The organism is Paenibacillus glacialis (genome assembly GCF_001637205.1).
Lineage (GTDB): Bacteria > Bacillota > Bacilli > Paenibacillales > Paenibacillaceae > Paenibacillus_AQ > Paenibacillus_AQ glacialis.
In genome coordinates, this window is record NZ_LVJH01000007.1 from 115,626 (window position 1) to 134,172 (window position 18,547).

At 40.4% G+C, this 18,547-nt stretch carries 20 protein-coding genes, 4 pseudogenes and 1 riboswitch; of the genes and pseudogenes, 21 read left to right on the top strand and 3 right to left on the bottom strand.

The genetic code is table 11. The features are described 5' to 3' along the window. The first annotated feature begins 17 nt into the window (after positions 1–17). Positions 18–644, top strand: coding sequence for a stage II sporulation protein M (spoIIM, locus tag PGLA_RS05915; RefSeq protein WP_068530177.1), 627 nt, complete (start codon positions 18–20; stop codon positions 642–644). Positions 645–902: 258 nt separating this feature from the next. Here spoIIM and PGLA_RS05920 read toward each other — a convergent pair. Further along, positions 903–1,340: pseudogene (locus tag PGLA_RS05920) on the bottom strand (carboxymuconolactone decarboxylase family protein). A 273-nt stretch (positions 1,341–1,613) separates the two neighbouring features. On the opposite strand from PGLA_RS05920, the gene PGLA_RS05925 reads away from it, so the two are divergent. From PGLA_RS05925 to PGLA_RS29670, 5 genes and pseudogenes are all read left to right on the top strand, one after another. Further along, the gene (locus PGLA_RS05925; protein ID WP_068530180.1) at positions 1,614–2,027 is read left to right on the top strand and encodes a DUF6855 family protein; all 414 of its coding nucleotides are present in this window, start codon (positions 1,614–1,616) and stop codon (positions 2,025–2,027) included. A gap of 246 nt (positions 2,028–2,273) precedes the next feature. After that, positions 2,274–2,502 (top strand): annotated as a pseudogene (locus PGLA_RS05930) (hypothetical protein). Next, positions 2,499–3,089: a TetR/AcrR family transcriptional regulator gene (locus PGLA_RS05935; RefSeq protein WP_245699734.1), complete on the top strand. Its 591-nt coding sequence runs from the start codon at positions 2,499–2,501 to the stop codon at positions 3,087–3,089. The pseudogene PGLA_RS05930 and the gene PGLA_RS05935 overlap by 4 nt, the downstream one beginning before the upstream one ends. Further along, entirely contained in the window at positions 3,089–3,460 is a 372-nt protein-coding gene (locus tag PGLA_RS05940; RefSeq protein ID WP_068530186.1) for a DMT family transporter, read from the top strand. The genes PGLA_RS05935 and PGLA_RS05940 overlap by 1 nt, the downstream gene beginning before the upstream one ends. A gap of 61 nt (positions 3,461–3,521) precedes the next feature. Beyond that, positions 3,522–3,587, top strand: coding sequence for a phage terminase small subunit-related protein (locus tag PGLA_RS29670; RefSeq protein ID WP_084410833.1), 66 nt, complete (start codon positions 3,522–3,524; stop codon positions 3,585–3,587). A gap of 356 nt (positions 3,588–3,943) precedes the next feature. Here the strand turns inward: PGLA_RS29670 and PGLA_RS26590 are convergent. Continuing rightward, positions 3,944–4,602, bottom strand: a pseudogene (locus PGLA_RS26590) (IS110 family transposase); the annotation flags it as partial. Between the two features lie 374 nt (positions 4,603–4,976). On the opposite strand from PGLA_RS26590, the gene PGLA_RS05950 reads away from it, so the two are divergent. Then, positions 4,977–5,510 carry a hypothetical protein gene (locus tag PGLA_RS05950; protein ID WP_161487849.1) on the top strand — a complete coding sequence of 178 codons (534 nt, stop codon included), beginning with the start codon at positions 4,977–4,979 and terminating at the stop codon, positions 5,508–5,510. A 324-nt stretch (positions 5,511–5,834) separates the two neighbouring features. Here PGLA_RS05950 and PGLA_RS05955 read toward each other — a convergent pair whose 3' ends face one another. After that, on the bottom strand, positions 5,835–5,996 hold the full coding sequence (locus PGLA_RS05955; protein ID WP_145939493.1) for an aspartyl-phosphate phosphatase Spo0E family protein: 162 nt from the start codon (positions 5,994–5,996) through the stop codon (positions 5,835–5,837). Positions 5,997–6,541: 545 nt separating this feature from the next. On the opposite strand from PGLA_RS05955, the gene PGLA_RS05960 reads away from it, so the two are divergent. The 14 genes and pseudogenes from PGLA_RS05960 (at position 6,542) to PGLA_RS06025 (ending at position 18,493) form a co-directional block, all read left to right on the top strand. After that, positions 6,542–6,748, top strand: a complete 207-nt coding sequence (locus PGLA_RS05960) for a hypothetical protein (protein ID WP_068530196.1) — start codon at positions 6,542–6,544, stop codon at positions 6,746–6,748. Beyond that, the gene (locus tag PGLA_RS05965; protein WP_068530199.1) at positions 6,748–7,032 is read left to right on the top strand and encodes a LexA family transcriptional regulator; all 285 of its coding nucleotides are present in this window, start codon (positions 6,748–6,750) and stop codon (positions 7,030–7,032) included. The genes PGLA_RS05960 and PGLA_RS05965 overlap by 1 nt, the downstream gene beginning before the upstream one ends. 482 nt (positions 7,033–7,514) lie before the next feature. Next, positions 7,515–7,979 carry a ferric iron uptake transcriptional regulator gene (gene fur / locus PGLA_RS05970; protein ID WP_068530202.1) on the top strand — a complete coding sequence of 155 codons (465 nt, stop codon included), beginning with the start codon at positions 7,515–7,517 and terminating at the stop codon, positions 7,977–7,979. Positions 7,980–8,148: 169 nt separating this feature from the next. Next, on the top strand, positions 8,149–8,385 hold the full coding sequence (locus PGLA_RS05975) for a DUF4227 family protein (RefSeq protein ID WP_068530205.1): 237 nt from the start codon (positions 8,149–8,151) through the stop codon (positions 8,383–8,385). 117 nt (positions 8,386–8,502) lie between these two features. Next, entirely contained in the window at positions 8,503–9,411 is a 909-nt protein-coding gene (gene xerD / locus PGLA_RS05980) for a site-specific tyrosine recombinase XerD (RefSeq protein ID WP_068530208.1), read from the top strand. A 111-nt stretch (positions 9,412–9,522) separates the two neighbouring features. After that, the gene (gene deoB, locus PGLA_RS05985; RefSeq protein ID WP_068530211.1) at positions 9,523–10,713 is read left to right on the top strand and encodes a phosphopentomutase; all 1,191 of its coding nucleotides are present in this window, start codon (positions 9,523–9,525) and stop codon (positions 10,711–10,713) included. Between the two features lie 19 nt (positions 10,714–10,732). Next, complete coding sequence (locus tag PGLA_RS05990) at positions 10,733–11,557, top strand: purine-nucleoside phosphorylase (protein WP_068530214.1); 825 nt, start codon at positions 10,733–10,735, stop codon at positions 11,555–11,557. Between the two features lie 318 nt (positions 11,558–11,875). Next, entirely contained in the window at positions 11,876–13,057 is a 1,182-nt protein-coding gene (locus PGLA_RS05995) for a D-alanyl-D-alanine carboxypeptidase family protein (protein ID WP_145939506.1), read from the top strand. A gap of 92 nt (positions 13,058–13,149) precedes the next feature. Next, positions 13,150–13,503, top strand: a complete 354-nt coding sequence (gene spoIIAA / locus PGLA_RS06000) for an anti-sigma F factor antagonist (protein ID WP_068530219.1) — start codon at positions 13,150–13,152, stop codon at positions 13,501–13,503. Beyond that, positions 13,500–13,961 carry an anti-sigma F factor gene (gene spoIIAB / locus PGLA_RS06005; protein ID WP_068530221.1) on the top strand — a complete coding sequence of 154 codons (462 nt, stop codon included), beginning with the start codon at positions 13,500–13,502 and terminating at the stop codon, positions 13,959–13,961. The genes spoIIAA and spoIIAB overlap by 4 nt, the downstream gene beginning before the upstream one ends. 11 nt (positions 13,962–13,972) lie before the next feature. Continuing rightward, positions 13,973–14,728: an RNA polymerase sporulation sigma factor SigF gene (sigF, locus tag PGLA_RS06010; RefSeq protein ID WP_068530224.1), complete on the top strand. Its 756-nt coding sequence runs from the start codon at positions 13,973–13,975 to the stop codon at positions 14,726–14,728. A gap of 161 nt (positions 14,729–14,889) precedes the next feature. Next, positions 14,890–15,058: riboswitch (cyclic di-AMP (ydaO/yuaA leader) on the top strand. Positions 15,059–15,195: 137 nt separating this feature from the next. Next, positions 15,196–16,131, top strand: a pseudogene (locus PGLA_RS06015) (amino acid permease); the annotation flags it as partial. Between the two features lie 222 nt (positions 16,132–16,353). Continuing rightward, positions 16,354–16,872, top strand: a complete 519-nt coding sequence (locus PGLA_RS06020; protein WP_068530226.1) for an RNA polymerase sigma factor — start codon at positions 16,354–16,356, stop codon at positions 16,870–16,872. Next, the gene (locus tag PGLA_RS06025) at positions 16,856–18,493 is read left to right on the top strand and encodes a DUF4179 domain-containing protein (RefSeq protein ID WP_068530231.1); all 1,638 of its coding nucleotides are present in this window, start codon (positions 16,856–16,858) and stop codon (positions 18,491–18,493) included. The genes PGLA_RS06020 and PGLA_RS06025 overlap by 17 nt, the downstream gene beginning before the upstream one ends. The last annotated feature ends 54 nt before the right edge of the window (positions 18,494–18,547 follow it).

An 18,547-nucleotide genomic window follows, 5' to 3' on the forward strand; every position in this document is an offset into this window, starting at 1 on the left:
AGGGAGACTTCTGTAAGATGCAATCGCTACGCCATTCCTTTAAAGATCAGACCATGCTTTTTATTTTTGTAGGTGTTTTATTCCTCGTCGGGGTTATTTTTGGAGCCTTGATGGTTAATGCACTTTCTTTAGAACAGCAACAAGATCTGGCAAGATACTTAGGTAATTATTTTGTAACGGTGGACCAAGGTAGTAGTGAAATTGAACAGGTTACGTATTGGAACATCGCTTTACTTCATTTGAAGTGGGTCGGACTAATCTGGATATGTGGGTTATCTGTAATCGGTCTACCTGGCATATTAATATTGGATTTTCTAAAAGGCGTACTCATCGGTTTCACGGTCGGATATTTAGTGGGTCAGTTCTCATGGAAAGGTCTTCTATTTGCTCTCGTATCCGTTGCTCCTCACAATCTACTTGTGATTCCGGTCTTAGTCCTTTGTAGCGTGGCAGCGATTTCCTTTTCGCTCCATATTATTAAGAATAGGGTATTGATGCACCGGCACGGGAATCTCACACGTCCTTTTGCTAATTATGTCATGTTGACTGTAGTGATGGGGGCGTTAATGCTAGGGATAGCATCGTTTGAAACCTGGGTAACTCCGGCGATGATGAGATGGGTTACACCGATGTTGATTCAATAACATTGATATCATTGATATTAAAGAGTTTATTTGATGCTACCCATCATGGAACATCACGAGAAAATCACATTCTCTGCATTTATACGAGATTAAGGATGTTGCCGAAGTGTATTTTAACTTTCTCGGTGGCATTTTTTTTCATTTTATCAGTAACATGGGTGTAGAATTTTAGAGTAACATAAGTGTGTCTGAAATATGTGGAGTTGATTTGTTTTAAGTGCCTTTAACATTTCGATAATGCTCTTGGGTTCGGTTTAACTAATGTGTAGTAAAAGCTGTATTACCCATTGCAATAAAAATTCTATTCCAACTGTTGATTTGATTGATGATTAGAACAAGGTCAACATATTGTTTCTCGTAATATTGTTCACGTACTCGCTTATATAAGTCTTCAGGAACTCTTTTGGTAGGGATTAGAGTAATATGCTCAGATAGTTCGAGAGCAACCTTCTCTTCAGGTGTATAAAAAGTACATTCATTCCAAGCGTTTAAACAATAAATTCGTTGTTCGGGATCACCATTTTACGAGCATCGGATGTATGCGTATCTATGCAGAAGGCACAACCGTTAATTTGAGAGTTTGATAAGTTCTCTTGTAGTTCGATTAATTGTAGACTTCTTGGTGTACATCTCCATATCCATCATAATTTTCATACCATCAGGTGCAACATCATAGTAGGAAATTCTTTGACTCATAAGGCAAGACTCCTTTCACTTTAATTTACCACTATTATAGCTTTATACGAACGTGTGTACTAACTTTTTATTTGACATTCACAATGAAGAGAAATTTCACTTGCAAAGTGTAGTTAGTAGCTCCGCAGTACGAAGATATAGCACAATGCCAAGGGGATAAATTTATATAAGGTGTACTTCTTATGGAAATGACTATTGGATGGCGCTATATTAGTTAGGCGGAGTGCTATTGTATATTGTATATTGGACTTGGAAAGCCAAAGGAGAGATGGTATGTCAACATTAGAGGGAACAAGAGAAAATCCTTGGAAACTAAAAACACCTCCTCAAACATCTGATTATGAAATGTTTAAGGACGAAAAAGATGGAAAATTAATTTTAGTATGTACTGTAGGCAAAACTGTTTTACATTATGACTATAGTTGTGTTGATGACTTAAACACTATGCTCAAACTGCATGGTGACTGGATGGAACTAGCTAGTGCTGATGAGCAGAAATCTGTAAAAGAAGGTACGGTTGAAGCATGGGGACGTTCGCCTGAAAATCCAATTGGTGGTTGGTACGGCTTGAAAAAAGGTTTACGCGGTAGATTTGGAATGTATATACCACCTTTGATGGAAAAGTTAGGATTAGCAGAAGTAGAACACAACCCAAGGAATAATCGAATGAGGACAATAAAAAAGTAGTATAAATAAAATAGAGGAGCGATTCAAAGGTTGCTCTTCATTTTTAACGGGAAACCATAGTTTAGAATCAACGCCTGAGAATGGGCGGTTTTTCTTATGCCCAGACATATTAAAAGGAGGACGCGTTAACATCCTCCCAATCACCCAGGGTATCCCCCGGCTGAGATAGCGGGGCGCCACGCGTGGCATTTTGCAAACATCCGCTATCTCGTCTCCAATTCTACACGGAAGCCGAGGGATACGTAAATGGGAACACCAGATGAAAATAATTTAATGTTGCAGCATGAGCTTGAAATCATGGCCGGTATCCTGAAGTCAAAAGCACAGTATCGCAAGATCGTTAAAGCTGGAATAGCCAAGTGGGTCAAGGATTTTCAGGATGGTCATATTGAGTTTAGGACGGTGGATGACCTGAAAAAAACTCATAGAAATAGATATCGAATTGCAGAAGGATGATTGTAAATACTTCACTTGATTTTATACCGTCCAGACGGTATAGTGAATTCGGGTGGTGATAAGATGAGCGAAACGAATAAAACGCCAAAACGAATCCAAGTATTAATGGCAGCATCTAAAATTGTTAAAGAACTCGGGTTAGAACATTTAACGCTTGATGCAGTAGCAAAGGAAGCAGGTATTAGCAAAGGAGGTTTGCTGTATCATTTTCCAACCAAAGATGCATTAATCTTAGGTATGGTCCAAGAGTTGACAAATCGATTTTCAACTGAAGTGGATCAGAAGGTTAAGGAAGATCGAAAAGAAAAGGGCAAATGGAGCAGAGCCTATCTTGAGGCAACTGCTAATAGTTCTAATGATATGAATTCTGTATTAGCAGCAGTTCTTTTTACAGGACCTAGTGTAGTGGAAGGATTACACGAGCAATATAAAACATGGCAAAAGAATATTGAAAATGATGGTTTGAACCCTGTACACTCCACAATTATAAGACTTGTCGCGGACGGGTTATGGTTTACTGATATGTTTGGTCTTGCTCCACCTGACGATGATTTGAAGAAAAAAATAATCCATGAGTTAACAAACTGGACAGGGGAGGTGAAGTAATGGCATATTTCTTTTTGGCTATCTCAATTGCAAGTGAGCTTGTCGGGACTTCTATGCTGAAAGCTTCTCAAGGGTTTACTAAACTAACTCCCTCACTCTTAACGATTATCAGCTTTGTTTGTTCATTTTATTTTTTGTCTTTGTCACTTAAATCAATCCCTTTAAACACTGCTTATGCTATTTGGTCAGGGATCGGTGCGGTAGCGACGACTGTTATTTCAGTTATGATTTGGAAAGAAAAAATTAATTTAGGGAGTATTGCTGGCATTACATTGATTATTGTTGGAGTAGTTGTTCTTAATTTACTTGGTCCTGGTCATGGTCCTTCAAATGAAGATGCAACCAAATTAGAAACGTCGGTATCTAAATAAACATATAAGGAAAAGGCGAGCATATCTGGCTCGCTTTTTTTGCGGGTGGTGATGGTGTAACATGGCAAGAGAACGAAGTCCCGAACGAGACAAAGCTAAAAAGATGTGGCTGGAGAGCTTTTATTAGTATGGAAGCTTTTCCTGGGTAGCGAATAGTATTCATTTACAAATTAACCGCATCGCGGCCGGCTCCTATGGAGCCTTAAGTCGGTGGGACGTCGTGAACACGGAAACGTTATATGAAAGTCCAGAAAAATGAATAAAGATCTAATCGAAAGAAAGTGATTAATATGAGAATAAATAACTTTGATCTAATAACTTCAAAAATACATTCGTTTAGCTGGATTAGGTTTCAGTTCATAGTTGAAATTCACTTTTATAAAGTTCTATGAAGAAGTTCCTATCTTAGATTTATCTCTGGAGTATAAAGATGAAATAGATACATATCAGGTTAACATACGTTTTAGTGGTGTAGAGAACTTAGAGACTCGGATCGATACCTGCAAAGGCGACCAGTTTTTTAGGATGATCGAATCGGTCGACTTCTCCAATTTCCGATAAAATTGTTGCTGCAATTTTATGACCAATACCGGGGATCGACTGGATTAAATCATACTCTTCGATTTCTTCAGCCAGGGCATCTATGTTCTGTTCCAACTCAGCCAGATGCTCCTGGTACTGAAGAATGAGGGTTATCAGGACTTTTAGATTGATCAAGTGACTCGTATTGCCGCGTTAGATAGCGCAGGTTAAGCAGTTTCACACCTCTTTTCTTGAAAGGCTCAAACTCTTCTTTGTAGTACAGCTCTCCTAAAAGATAAGCATCAGCAGCATCTGTTTTAACCTTTCGAAGATTGGACTTCCTAAGACGATGAGAGATGAGCGGATTAATGACAATGTACAGGTAGTGGTGCTCTTCCAAGAACTGAACAACCGGGCTCTGGTAGTGCCCGGTTGCTTCTAGAATAAGCAAGGGACGTTGTCCAGACGCTTGTTCGACACCCTGAATAACTTAAAGTAGTGTCACTAGTCCCTCGAGTATGTTCGAATTGGAACGTTCCTCTGTAAGGTTTTCTACGATCTAAAAAGGCTTGACCATGGCTTTCTTCTTTGGAAATATCTAGACAGATAACTGGGTTCATTCGACTTCTCCTAACGTGTAGATTAACCGGTAGCCCCTAAGGTTCTTCTTGTCGTTCCATAGCATCGCTTGTTATATGAGATCTAGCGTCCCAACCAGCCTCAAACATGGTGATGACAAGTAGGGGTGAACATTATAGCGCTCGGGATCAAGTCCCACGGGCAGTTACGTTCGACCCGGCTACCTTAATCCTCAATGCAAATGAAAAAAGGATCAACCAGAAAGAACTGGTTGATCACATAATACGAAAGGGCAGTTTAGCGTATAAGGACAGTGCTAATAATTTGTGAAAAGATGGAACTTTTCTCATGTGCTAACGTCAAAATACATGCAACATTCAGGAGTTGTTGTTTCAATGGAATTCTAAGAAAAGTGTTGTTGATTTTGGTGAGAAGGATATCTTCCATTATTATTTTAATATTTTTTATTACAGGATGCTCAATTTCGAGAGAGGATAAAGTTGACAAGTTATTAGAGAAAACACAGCCTAAAACGTTTGAGTTACTTTATCAAGAAGAAGTGGAAAAGGGAATGGTTGTCCTGTATAAAGATGAATCGGGATTTCGCCATGCATTCTTCTCTAATAAAGCAGAATACTGGAATACTAGTGGGAATGCCGAACTAAATCCAAAAGTTGGTTTTACTTGGGGAATGACTAATGATCCTAACATTCCAATACTGACGTTTGCAGGGTTAATTACCGTTGACGAAATACAAAATGTGATGGTAAGACAAAACACATTAAATCAACAAGCAAAAATTATTTCAACAGAGCAAGGACGATATTGGTTTACCTATTTCGATTATTTGGAAGAAGCCTCTGGACAACCAGATCCCCTCAAAATTGAGGCTTTATTAGATGATGGCGAGATAGTATGGAAAGATGGTATATATGATGGAAAATTATAAAGAGGCCCCTACATTCTAATATAGGAGACCGCACCCTTAGAATGAGAGAAATATAAAACAAATCAAGAATAAAAAATTCAAGGGGAAGCCCCTTGGATTATCCCTTTTAAGTAGACACTCAAAAAAAGCCTCATGTTATCATGGGAAAGAGTGAACTTGGAGGGGATATTTTCATGGCGAAAAGGAGGAGCGCAGACCTGCAGCTCTTTCTCCAGTTATAAAGGGGAACACCAACTACTGGATGGAACATAATAAGATTCGGGATTTACTCTGAACAAGACTGAACTAAATTCAAGAAGGAGCCGCTTTCGCGACTCCCGTATATCAATTTTCAGATTTCTGCTTAAGCAACATGTTGTATTGTTTCAGTACTTCATCTAGTTGTTGGCTAGTCTCGATGAGTTCCCGGTCAGCTAGTTGTTTAATCAATGATAGTTTATTTAATTCTAACCGGAGTGCTTCAATTTTTCCGATTATTCTATCCAAATTGAACAGCTCCCAAGATCGAATATCTATATAATACGTTCGCCGTGCACTGCGACCGTGGGGCGGATTTCCGCGACCATTCTGGGATGACCAGTAGGTTTCGTCTATTCCGCTGTAGACTCATCAGGCGATTATGATAGATACTATTATGGAAACGATAAGAAAGGCAATGACCACAGAGGTATGGCGCCAATGCGGTCATTATTTTAATGCAACAAATTTATAATTCGAGACACATTCTCTATATCTGCGTAAGGCACCCATTACAGGACCCACAACCGTTCGAATTTTGGCACGTTGAGGTCGGTTGATACTTCTGCTACCCCGGTTAATCTCGCACCCTCATAAAGACATATATCCACCCTTTGATTAATAATTGTAGCTATATGTAATTCGCTCACCATATTCATCAACACACCTCCAATATCTCCTAATATTCTACAAAAATTATGGAAAACCTCTAAAGTTGGTTATTTATTTCACTTGAATAAAGAACGCATGTTCGCATATAATGCAAACAAACGTTCTTATTAGGAGTGAATAACATGCCAGTGAAGTATGTTGGGAAAATCATCGAAATCATGTATATGGACCAATCAGGAAAGATCACGCAGCGGCGCATTGAAGTGAATAGTATCCGTAACGGATTGATCAGAGCTATCTGTCTAATGACTGGATCGCCACGCACATTCCGTATCGATAACATATTAGCGTGGCAAGCCCCAAGAACAGCAGTACGGGAGGCGGTCTAATGCTTGCCGATGCGGAGCGTAAGCTATTAAGGGTGCTATATAACTATTCTAGACGGCACAATGTAATTCCGACCATGGGAGATTTGGAACGACTAACAGGTAGGAATATGGACAGCGTACGGGAAAGCCTGGCAGAGTTGGAGAGTCTGAACTACATCCTTTGGGAAAACAAAGCTTCAATGAGTTCAATTCAAATCATTGAAGGATGGGAGAGAGAGGAGAGCAGACCCGTAGCTCCATCTCCATCTTCAAATGTGAACAACAACTATTGGATGGAATATTAAAACCCGTGGTCTCCATGTTACGGAACTGGATACGCCAACGATCCAACTGGAGCAATTATTAAAAAGACTTTTACCGCTATATAAATTAGGAAGGAAAAATAAGTCCCTTCGCATAATCATGAAAGTAATCTGACATATTGCTGATTAAAGATAGAAGTATATAATGATGGTAGAAGAATATAGAATTGTAGCAGGTTATAGTGGCGAGATTTTATCATAAAAAAATCACATTCTCTGCATTCAAACTTGAATATGTCTGATACTTATAATTGGGAATATACCCTAAGAAAGATATTTTCTTAGGGTAGTGAATACAAGCGGATAGTGCTGAATGATAATGGATGATGCGATGGGTAACACCGATGCTAGTAAATCCAACAACACTCTCATTTTTATATTAGAAATGCGTTTGACATTATTTATAGACTCCCCCTATAATGAAAGAAGTGAATAATAAGGCAGTATTTCCTAGGGGGGAGAGTATGCAGGCTCGGATCGATAAAATCAAACAACAGCTACAATCCCAGGGCTATAAGCTGACACCCCAGCGAGAAGCCACCGTCAGAATTCTTTTAGAGAATGAAGAAGATCATCTCAGTGCGGAAGATGTATTTATGTTAGTAAAGGGAATAGCACCTGAGATTGGTTTAGCGACAGTGTACCGTACACTTGAATTGTTGAGTGAACTTCATGTTGTGGAGAAAATCAACTTTGGTGACGGTGTTGCTCGATATGACTTGCGCACAGATACCGCTAAGCATCATCATCATCATCTCATTTGTGTCCAATGTGGACGTATGGATGAGATTCGTGAAGATTGGCTTGGTCCTTTGGAGGAGCGTTTGGACAGGGAATATAATTTCACTGTGTCAGATCATAGACTTGACTTCCATGGTACTTGTAGTCGTTGCAACGAAAAAAACAACGGTAATAACAAGGAATCTTAATGTATGTATTCGTAAATATATGAATAGGTAGACCAAGCTCTCGCCAGCACAAGATTTGTTTGGGGGGAGCTTTTTGCTGTATACTTATACTTCCTGATAGTCCGAATCTAGGACCTAGTCATAATGGTAAACACTTTATCATATGTTCTTGGTAAAGAGGAGGGTTTCCATGGTTATTTCTTTGCGTAAGTGCCTTGCTTTTATCCGATCTGTAATTGTATTTATAGCATTGACCTATTTGGTATATCATCTGTTGGGTGTTTTTAGAGAATGGATTACGCCTGTAGACCAATATAGAATCCCTAAAGGGTACGCTGTCAAAGCATTTCAGGCAGAAGATGGGCATAGAATCGTAGATACGAGTATGGGCGAGCGGCTCCGTTTCTATTACTGGTATGGGGAATAGAGATGGCAAGAGAACGAAAAGCAGGAGTTTGATGAATATTGTCGAATTCTAAGTTATCATTTATGAAGGCAAAGACGTGTGTCAGCTTCATGTACCAAAAAAGGAGTGCAATGACCCATGAAGCACCATTTAGCACCCTATATTCGCTATATGGACGTAGAAAAAGGACTATCTAAGAATACGTTAGAAAGTTACGAAAGGGATTTGGCTCAATTTCTGGACTTTGTACAGGAACGAGGCATCAACTTACTCGAACAGATCAATAGAAGTCACATCATTCTTTTCTTGGGAGTTGTCAAACAAGAAGGTCGTACGGCTGCCACTGTTACACGTAAGACGGTCTCGATTCGCTCCTTTTTTCAATATTTACAAAGAGAATCCTTGGTGGGACAAGATCCCTCTCTTCAAATGGAGACACCAAAGATTGTAAAGACAGCGCCTCAAGTGCTTACTGTTGAAGAAGTTGAGCTTTTGTTATCAGCACCGGTTGTATCCACTGCTCAAGGAATGAGAGATAAGGCGATGCTAGAACTTTTGTATGGGACAGGCATGAAGGTCTCCGAAATCGTATCACTGGATACTCAGCATATTCATACAGATCTAAGATACCTACATTGCATGGGTGCTTCTGGTAAGGAAAGAATACTTCCGATGAATAGGGTATCTGCTAATTATTTGGATATCTATATGAAGGAAAGCCGGGACAAGCTCCTGAAGAAGAAGGAAGAATCCGCGCTTTTCCTAAATACGCTAGGAAGTCGACTGACGCGTCAAGGATTCTGGAAAATCCTTAAGAAGTATGCTAAAGAGACAGGTATACAGATGGATATTACCCCATATACGTTACGCCATTCTTTTGCTACCCACTTGCTAGATAATGGAGCAGATCTAAGATCTGTTCAAGAGATGCTCGGACATTCTGATATCTCAACCACACAAATATACAGTACTTTGGTTAAGAAGAATCTGAAGGAACAATATGACGATCATCATCCCCGGTCTATGATGACACCACCACCTCTGTAAAGGTGACTGAAGCTGTCTATCTTGTGGGTAAGGCATAATTAAAGGTCATAAGTGAAATTGTAAATGTAGTTCTCAACGAGACATTTAAGATATAAGAAGGAGTGATTTCTAATGGTTAATGTTAAGAATGAAGCTTTTAAAAGAGTATGTTTCATCGTATTAGATAGCGTGGGTATTGGTGAAGCACCGGATGCTTCGGAATTCGGAGATGTTGGTTCCCATACCCTAGGACATATATTGGATAGAGTGGATATCAAGTTACCTCACTTACAACAGATGGGACTAGGCAATATTGCACCAATACCTCCGCTAAGTCCGGTAGAGAGTCCAACAGCTTATTATGGGAAGATGCAGGAAGTGTCTGTTGGGAAAGATACCATGACGGGTCATTGGGAACTGATGGGTCTCAAGATAAATATCCCTTTCAATACATATCCGGATGGGTTCCCTGATGAATTGATAAAGAAATTCGAGGAAGAAACAGGACGTAAGGTCATTGGGAATAAACCGGCGTCTGGTACGGATATTCTTGTGGAGTATGGTGAGGAGCAGATGAAGACAGGAGCTTGGATTGTCTATACATCTGCAGATAGCGTATTTCAGATCGCTGCACATGAAGGTATTATACCGCTAGAAGAACTATATGAAGCTTGTAAAATTGCACGTAGGTTAACGATGGCACCAGAATTTTCAGTAGGTAGAGTTATTGCTCGTCCATACGTTGGTGAACCAGGAAACTTCGTTCGTACTCCGAATCGTCATGATTACGCTGTGAAGCCTCCAGAAGCCACTGTGATGAACGCTGTGCAAGAAACCGGTAAGGATGTTATTTCAGTAGGAAAGATACATGATATCTTTACAGGTGAAGGTATAACGGATTCCTATCCAACGAAAAGCAATGAACATGGAATTCAAGTAACGATTGATCAATTATCTAAAGATTTCAACGGGTTCATGTTTGTTAATCTTGTTGATTTCGATTCCTTGTATGGACATCGTCGTGATCCTGAAGGATATGGTCGAGCGCTTGAAGAATTCGATCAAGCCCTACCAGAATTACTTTCAAAGTTGAATGAAGATGACCTATTAATTATTTCCGCCGATCATGGAAATGACCCTATTCATAGCGGAACGGATCACACACGGGAATATGTACCTTTACTTGTATACAGCCCTCGTCTGAGTGCAACATCAAGTCTAGGTATTCGGGGAACTTTCTCCGATGTGGGAGCAACGATCGCTGATATTTTCGGAGCAGAGTTACCTAAGTATGGTACAAGCTTTTTACACGAATTAGTATAAGTTAAGGGGGAGCTGTGTAATGAGCCATTTCAATCAAGTAACGATTCAAGAGGCTGCACAATATATTTCTAGTAAGAGTAATATTCAACCTGAGATAGGACTCATTCTTGGTTCTGGGCTTGGGATATTGGCAGATCTGATCGAGGATGGTGTAGCAATCCCTTATCAAGACATTCCACACTTTCCTGTGTCTACTGTAGAAGGACATGAAGGGGAACTACTGTTAGGAACGATTAAGGGTCGTCCGGTTGTGATGATGAAAGGCCGCTTCCATATGTATGAAGGTTATGGACCAGAGGTAACGGCTTTTCCTGTACGTGTAATGAAAGAGTTAGGTGTTAAAAGCCTGCTCGTAACGAATGCAGCTGGAGGCGTGAACAAGGAGTTCGAACCAGGAGATTTGATGATCATTTCTGATCATTTGAATATGACAGGTACTAATCCATTAATAGGACCGAACGATGCGGCATTGGGTGTACGTTTCCCAGATATGTCGGAAGCTTATAGTCTTCGTCTTCGTACAATAGCTAAGAAAACGGCGAAGGCAAGAGGTTTTAAAGCGAAGAAGGGCGTTTATGCTGGATTGTTAGGTCCAACCTACGAGACGCCTGCTGAAATTGTTATGTTACGTACATTGGGTGCTGATGCCGTGGGGATGTCTACCGTGTCTGAGGTTATCGTTGCACGCCATTCGGGAATGGAAGTACTCGGTATTTCTTGTATTAGTAATATGGCAGCTGGCATTCTGAATCAACCATTATCTCATGATGAAGTGATGGAGACGACCGAACGAGTTCGTGAGAAGTTCCTAGGGTTAGTACTGGATATTATTCCTCAAATGTAATAAAGACATAGGTGCTTATTATCGCTGTGACAGTGGATAATAGGCATCTTGTTATGAGGGGGGGCTTCGCTAATTAATGCCATTGTTACGTTAGATGTGTCCAGCGCCTCTAACAGCAACTATCGAATAGTTAAGATCCACAGGGAATATTTCTCTGTGGTTTTTTGCTGTCTCTAAAAAATATTCACAACAAAAAGGATGTTAATGGAATATTTTATGGTGAACCTGACGACACTGAATGGAAGGTACGTTATTACAATGTTTATATTTCTGTGTAATAACCAATCTCACGTCAGGAGGGGACTAATTTTGAAAAAAATGCTACTAATCGTTGTAACGGTGTTGTGTCTCGTTTCTCTTAGTTATCCGGTGAATGGATACGCTGCTGAGGAAAAGAAGAAGGCCACGAGTCAGACGCAACCAGATCTTGCTCCGAGTGCTTTGTCAGCAGTATTGATGGATGCGGACACCGGTACGATTATTTATGAAAAGAATAGTCATGATAAGCTTCCGCCTGCTAGTATTACTAAAATTATGACCATGCTGTTAACGCTTGAGGCAATAGATTCAGGAAAACTTAAACTTACGGATAAAGTTCGGACAAGCGAGTATGCTGCTTCTATGGGTGGATCACAAATATTTCTTGAGCCTGGCGAAGAGATGTCTGTTGATGAAATGCTCAAAGGTATAGCTATGGCGTCTGGTAACGATGCATCTGTAGCTATAGCGGAGCACATTGCAGGGTCTGAAGAGGCCTTTGTACAAATGATGAATAATCGCGTGGCAGAGCTTGGATTGAAAGATAGTCATTTCGTCAATTGTAATGGACTTCCGGCGGATAACCATTATTCTTCGGCCCATGACATTGCTGTCATCAGTCGTGAGCTGTTGAAGCATAAAGAGGTTACAAAATATACGGGTGCATATCAGGATTATTTACGAAAAGAATCGAAGAGTCCTTTCTGGTTAGTGAATACGAATAAACTGGTGAGATTCTATACAGGTGCAGATGGATTGAAGACTGGATATACTTCAGAAGCTAAATTTTGCTTATCTGCTACAGCGGTTAGAGATGGTTTAAGAGCCATATCGGTCGTCATGGGTGAACCTAATACGAAGACTCGTAATAGTGAAGTATCTAAGATGTTTGATTTCATGTTCTCTCAATATACGAAACATACCATCTATAAGCAGGGCGACGTGATAGGTAAAGTAGAGATTAAAAAAGGTAAGAGCAAAGAGATCGAACTTGTCGCGGGACAACAATATAGTGTTCTCATGAAGAAAATCGGCAATACTTCAAACCTTAAACATGAACTGCAATTAGAACCAGAACTCAAAGCTCCAATTGAGCAAGGTCAGGTTCTAGGGAATCTAGTTGTATATCAAGGAGATCAAGTCATTAAGAAGTTTGAATTAAAATCTCCATCCAAGGTTGATAAGGCTGGTTGGTGGACAATGTTCAAACGTACGACAGCTAAATTATTTTTTGTTGATTGATAGCAGATTTCTTCTAGTTTTGTCGTGATGCAGGAATATGATTTTCATTTCTAGAACTCTTTGTTTATGACAAGGAGGAGAGTGAGCAATATATGAATCTTCAAATGGAAATGGAACATCATCGTCAAGTACTCATCGTCCGTTTCATAGGGGAACTTGACCATCATACTGCGGATCAAGTTCGTATGAAGCTAGATGAAGCTATTCATAGTCAGCAGACCAATCATATTGTTCTAAGTCTGAAAGATCTACAATTTATGGATAGTTCAGGTATAGGTGTGATTCTTGGTAGGTATAAGCTTATTAAGAGTAAGGGCGGAAAAATGGCCGTATGTGATGCAACTCCACCCGTCTTCCGTCTATTGGAGATGTCGGGATTGTTCAAAATTATGCCTATTTATGAAAGTGAGAGCGATGCACTCTCAAGTCTGGAGGTTGTGTCATGAGTGAAGAACAGGTCTTAGCTCACAATTTCATGACGCTTACGTTTGCGGCCAAATCGGAGAATGAATCTTTTGCTCGAATCACTGTCGCTGCATTTATCTCACAGCTAGATCCTACAATGGATGAGCTTAGTGATCTGAAGACGGTTGTGTCGGAAGCAGTAACCAATTCCATTATTCATGGATATGATTCTGATTCCACAGGAACGGTCACCATTACAGCTAAGATCGAAAGAGAGACGGTCACCATAACCGTGGAGGATCGTGGACAGGGGATAGAAGATCTGGATCTTGCAAAAGAACCGTTGTATACTTCTAAGCCTGAGTTAGAAAGATCAGGGATGGGATTTACCATCATGGAGAATTTCATGGACGAATTTGAAGTTACAAGCGAACCGGGAGTTGGCACGTCGATTAGGATGAAGAAGAGGATTGAATCCAAGAAAGCTTTATATAAATAGGGGTTGGACGTATGGATGCTGATGTGAAGAAAGCTTCGCAAACCTACTTGGAAGATTCAGAAGTCAAACGTCTTATTGCACTTAGTCAATCGGGTGATAACGGAGCCCGGGATACACTGGTACACTGTAATATTCGTCTCGTCTGGTCAGTTGTGCAACGGTTCATGAACCGAGGATATGAGCCAGAGGACTTGTTTCAAATCGGTTGTATCGGACTCTTGAAATCCGTTGACAAATTTGATCTGAGCTATGACGTTAAATTTTCTACTTATGCCGTTCCTATGATCATTGGTGAAATTCAGCGTTTCTTACGTGATGACGGAACACTCAAAGTGAGCCGCTCGTTGAAGGAAATGGCTAATAAGGTTCGTAAGAAGAAGGATGAGCTCTCCAAGGTACTAAATCGACTGCCGACGATAAAAGAGGTAGCGGATGAACTTGGAGTTACGCCAGAAGAAGTTGTGTTTGCGCAGGAAGCGAACAAACCTCCAACTTCAATTCATGAGACCGTCTATGAGAATGATGGAGATCCCATTACTTTAATGGATCAGATCGCGGATGAATCTCAAGATAAATGGTTTGATAAACTCGCACTAAATGAAGCGATAGAAGGATTGTCTGAACGAGAGAAGCTTATTGTCTATCTTCGATATTATCGAGATCAGACACAATCTGAGGTAGCCAACAGGCTTGGAATCTCTCAGGTACAGGTATCTCGATTGGAAAAGAAGATCCTTCAGCTTATCCGTGAACAAATTGCACAATAACACATCAAAAAAATCTGGGGAATTAATCTCAGGTTTTTTTGATGTGGTTAATATATACAAAGTTAAAATTTTCAGGAATTTTCACAAAAAATCCATCCATTTTCAGGTGATTTCATATATACAGTTTCTTTCGCGCGCATTATAATTAGCTCTCGTGATAAGTTGTATATGCGCTGAATTTTCTTAAAAAGGAAAAGCGGGGGAACCAAACTCTGGCTTTCATGCCAAATGGGGTGAATCGTAAATCAAGTGGTAGGTGACTTGATTATGTAGGGCTATTCCACAGTCCGAATCCGACAGCTAACCTCGTAAGCTTTGGTGGGTTTTTGACCATATCTTTAACTGTGCGGAATTCCTCCGTATGGGCTTTATGTGGAAAAATCCGCAAGCTACCTTCCCCGAAGTGGCGCACAGCATAGCTATTACAAGTTGTATGAAAAGGGGATATTTTAAAATGGTTAGCAAGTGGCTTTCTTTATTACGCTTTACAAGGCGTTACAGCACTCATTCTCTTTCTAGCCGCTAATACTGCGTATTCTGCATTTCCTTTGCTCTCATTTATGTTAGCTAAGGATAAGTTCATGCCTCATATGTTTATGGTTCGAGGTGATCGTCTGGGCTTCTCTAATGGGATTATCATTCTAGGAGTTCTAGCATCTGTCCTTGTTGCGGCATTCCATGGAGATACGGGTAGCTTAATTCCGCTATATGCGGTCGGTGTATTTATTCCGTTCACACTTTCTCAACTTGGGATGATGATTCATTGGTACAAAACAAAACCATCAGCATGGATACAACGTTTTGTTGTGAATACCATTGGTATGATCACGACATTATCTATAACGCTTATTTTTATTTTCACGAAATTCTCGCATATCTGGATGGTATTTATATTCCTACCGTTAGTTATGCTTCTCTTTTTAAGGATTCACCGCCATTATGTCAATACAGCAGATCAATTACGTATTCAGCTTGATATGGATAAACCGACAATCAAAGGCAGTACATTTTTAGTGCCGGTCTCCGGGATTACTCGAGTCGTACTTAATTCTATAAGTTATGCTCGTTCATTATCGGATAATGTGGTAGCGGTGTATATTGGTTTTGATGAAGAAGAGATTCATAAGATGGAACAGAAATGGGCGGAATGGAATCCAGGTGTACGTCTAATCGTTCTTCGTTCACGTTATAGAAGTGTAGTCAAACCACTACTGAGATTTATTGAAACCGTTGAATGGAAAACAGCTGCAAGCGATCATATTACCATCGTTATTCCACAGTTCATTACGAAGCATTGGTGGCAAAATATTTTACACAACCAGTCGAGTTTACTTATTCGTACTTTTCTGGTTAATCATAAGGATATTGTTATTACAACCGTACCGTATCACCTTAATAAATAGAGTACTCTTACAGAAGGGCTGTCCTATTAGTCATAAATGGCTAGGGATAGCTCTTTTTTTATATGAGTAAGGAGCGGGTAAGTTGTGACGAATGAGGACAAGTATCTTCGCTCACATGCTTGTAACAATGCAGCTATAACGGTATCTTAGAATAAAAATGAACGATTTATTGGTGTTATCGGTCATAGAGTCGAGTCTATTACGAGGGAGGTGTGTTTCAGAGTGAACGACCGCGAACTGTTCGAGACGTACAAGGAACAAGTATACCGTCTCTGCTATTTCATGATGCAAAACCGCTCAGATGCGGAGGACATTTGCCAGGAAGTGTTCGTCAAAGCAATACTAACCGACAGGTCAGAAATAAGGGAGATCAAAGCGTGGCTTTTGAGAATCGCCTCAAATGAGTGCAATAGTGTGCTCAGAAGGCGTAAAAACGGCTGGACCAAAGAATTAAGTGCTTATTTACGCTCACGTCCACGCTTATCCAATCCGGTAGAGGAGAGTTATGATCAGAGGGAAACCAAAGTGGAGTTCTATAAGCTATACAGCATGCTCCCTAACAAAGTTCGGATGGTATTTACACTACGTTATGTAAATGAACTGACAGTACCGGAGATTTCTAACGTGATTAACGTACCTGAAGGAACGGTAAAATCTAGATTAAATCGGGGATTAAAGCTACTTCAAAATAAGGCGGCATCCCAAGTGAAGGAGATGGTTGGAAATGAGTCGACGCTTTGAAAGTGAAGTGAATGAAGAAAACTCGCAACCGGATTATGATGCGATGTGGAACGCAATTGAACAGGAATCGTCCAAGCGGAAATCGGTGATGGAGCAGACGAACTCTATACGGCGAAGAAAGAAGTTCGTTCCTGCGGCTATTGTTTTCTCTTGTTTTATGGTCATTGCTGTTCCCACGTTCGCTGGTGTGGCGATGAATTGGGACAGCCTCATTGGTGGCAAAAATGTAACTACTGCACTTAATAACGGATTTGGTCAGCGATATGACCTAAGCGTATCCAGTACGGGTGTCACGATGAGTCTTAATGGTGTCGTAACCGATGGAGATAAGATGAAAATGATTGTCTCACTCGACTCTGAAGAGGACCCTACGCTTTATGATGCGAGTGTGCTAGAGGAAACCTCCATTACAGATGAATCGGGTAGAACCGAGACAGTCAACGGGTATCTAAAATACGATAAAGCAAGTGAAAAACTACTCGGTATTTATGAATCCAAGGATGAAATACAACATAATAAGGAAAAGTATACGCTTGAGGCAAAGAATCTTGTTTTTTATAAATATAAAGAAGTTCCTCTGAAATCACGCCATCAAGCGGGGGATGTTATTTCTACCGGATCTAAGCAATACCCCAATATTCGCATTCAATCGGTAACACAGTCCAAAAATCAGCTCATGGTCCGCTACAATATTTCAGCGTCCATGTTAGATGGGGGCAAGGGGAATCCACACCTGAGCATTAAGACAAACACTAACGAAAACAATGTGAGCGTTCCAACCCAACTCCATCACGAGGGCTCAGATTTACTCATCGAGCAGATATTCAATCTAACCGAAGAAGAATGGGAAACGGTAGATCTTTATTTCAATTATATTGAGGAAGCAAAGCGGATTACGGGTACGTGGAATTTTGATTTCACAGTGGATGGTAAAAAGGCAAGCGAAGCGATCTATTCACGAAAACTGCAAGCAAACGTCGAATTCCAACAAAAGGCGGGAATTACGCTGGAACAGCTCATCATTACGCCGCTGAAAATTAATGTTAATATTCAGCAAGACAAATCGATGAGACGTATAAAAGAAGAAGGAGAAGTATTCTATAAAACGGTTCAGCTAGCTATTGGTGACAAAGAGATAAAAGGAGAGCTCAACTTGAAGGGATCTGACCCGAAAAAGTATCAATATGTATACCAATTCGAATCACCGGAATGGTACAAAGACTGGTCTCCAGTACCGATGAAGTTAATGTTGAAGGATGCTGTAGTTACGAAACGTGATAAGACCACAAATTGGATCACGCTCAGCCAACCGGGTAAGAAGAAACAGTCTGCTGAACTAAAACTGGAGGGTTTTGAGATCCATTTCACTTACTATATGGATGGCGAAGATCTGATTGTCCAATCAGAGTCTGATTCATCCCAATTCAAAGGCATCAGCCAAACCATGATGCGTGTTGACGGCAACGAGGTCTATCCTAATTCAGCCGTGAGAGGAATGGTAACTACTAGCACAAGAACGGATCGTTACAAAATCGATGCCATGGAAGGAATACTTGAGCTGAATCCAGGGTTTTACAGCTACAGTGATCCAGGCCGGGACATGGTAGTAAATCTTGATTAGATTTCATAACAACAATGTTTGAACGAAAAGGAGTACGCCAGTAATTCATGGTGT